Below are 1,802 nucleotides of genomic sequence, written 5' to 3'. Positions count from 1 at the left end.
TGCCGGTACTGAGATGTTTCAATTCCCGGCGTTCCCCATTGCGCGAAGCAATTGCAGTGAGGATTCCTATTCGGAAATCTTCAGTTCTTCCCCTCCGTGCGGGTCCCTGAAGCTTATCGCAGCTTGGCACGTCCTTCGTCGGCACCTGAGCCGAGCTATCCACCAGCTGGCATAGTAGCCAATCGCTGATGATGACCTGGAATGACTCCAGGTCAGTTGGTGACCCGGACTAGGTCCGGGTCGTGTAGTGACTCGGATATGATTCCGAGTCGCGTCCGCCAGACTACGTCTGGCGTGCTGTCAGACTCAGAGAGTCTGACAACGTCTCAAGACTCGATGAACTGCACACGAGTCCAGTGGACGCCTGGATCGCACGTACACACAGTCTCATCTGCAACGCCCGGTGGTTGCCGGTGCGTGCATCAACCCTTCCCACTCGCGTTCACACGGAGTGGTGCATCGGTCTTCCGTACCCGGGTTGAGTGGAGTGCCCCACTTAAGGGACACGGTTCGACTCGGGTACGGGATATGGACCCACTGGGATTTGAACCCAGGGCCTCCGCCTTGCAAAGGCGGCGCTCTGCCGCTGAGCTATGGGCCCTTCCCTGCGGACAAATGTCAGCCCTGGCAGTTCATAGGTGCTCGGTCGGTTCGTGGCTCGAACGTGTCCCTCCAAAGGTGGGCTGGGGCGTCGCCCCAGTCCCGGTCTGTAGGAGGTGATCCAGCCGCAGATTCCCCTACGGCTACCTTGTTACGACTTAAGCCCCCTTGCGAAGCCCAGATTCGACCACCGCATGGTGGCCTCATCCGGACCTCACTCGGGTGCTTTGACGGGCGGTGTGTGCAAGGAGCAGGGACGTATTCGCCGCGCGCTAATGACACGCGACTACTACCGAATCCAGCTTCATGCGGACGAGTTTCAGTCCGCAATCCGAACTACGACCGGGTTTAGGAGATTAGCTCTCCCTCTCGGGGTCGCGTCCCACTGTCCCGGCCATTGTAGCCCGCGTGTTGCCCAGCACATTCGGGGCATACTGACCTACCGTTGCCCGTTCCTTCCTCCGCTTTGGCAGCGGCAGTCTCCCTAGTGTACCCAGCCAACACAAGGTTGCTGCTGGCAACTAGGGATGCGGGTCTCGCTCGTTGCCTGACTTAACAGGACGCCTCACGGTACGAGCTGACGGCGGCCATGCACCTCCTCTCAGTGGCTCCAGTAAGGTCATCAACCTGACCTTCACTGCACACTGTCGGTGCTGGTGAGATGTCCGGCGTTGAGTCCAATTAAACCGCAGGCTCCTCCGGTTGTAGTGCTCCCCCGCCAATTCCTTTAAGTTTCATCCTTGCAGACGTACTTCCCAGGCGGCTCGCTTCACGGCTTCCCTACGGCACAGCGCAGGCTCGTAGCCTGCGCCACACCTAGCGAGCATCGTTTACGGCTAGGACTACCCGGGTATCTAATCCGGTTCGAGACCCTAGCTTTCGTCCCTCACCGTCGGGTCCGTTTTTCTGAGGCGCTTTCGCCACCGGTGGTCCGTCCAGGATTACGGGATTTCACTCCTACCCCGGACGTACCCCTCAGATCTCCCGGCCCCAAGCCGAACAGTTTTCGCCGGACGCCTGCCCGTTAAGCGGGCAGATTTCCCAACGAACTTGCTCGGCCGGCTACGGACGCTTTAGGCCCAATAAGAGCGGCCATCACTCGTGCTGCCGGTATTACCGCGGCGGCTGGCACCGGTCTTGCCCAGCACTTGTTCCTGTACCACCTTACGGTACAGAAAAGCGAGGACTGTATGCCCTCGCAC

Annotated in this window: 1 tRNA gene and 2 rRNA genes; all 3 read right to left on the bottom strand. The window is 59.7% G+C overall.

The window, feature by feature from the left end:
* Positions 1 to 187: ribosomal RNA gene (locus tag EAF64_RS20615) — 23S ribosomal RNA — on the bottom strand; the annotation flags it as partial.
* Positions 188 to 529: 342 nt separating this feature from the next.
* Positions 530 to 601 (bottom strand) — tRNA-Ala (locus EAF64_RS20610).
* A gap of 110 nt (positions 602 to 711) precedes the next feature.
* Positions 712 to 1,802, bottom strand: a 16S ribosomal RNA gene (locus EAF64_RS20605); the annotation flags it as partial.

The organism is Halorientalis pallida, from assembly GCF_004118325.1.
In the GTDB taxonomy this organism is placed as follows: Archaea; Halobacteriota; Halobacteria; order Halobacteriales; family Haloarculaceae; genus Halorientalis; species Halorientalis pallida.
The sequence above is the reverse complement of the archived record's forward strand: the minus strand, read 5'-3'. Positions and strand labels throughout refer to the sequence as shown.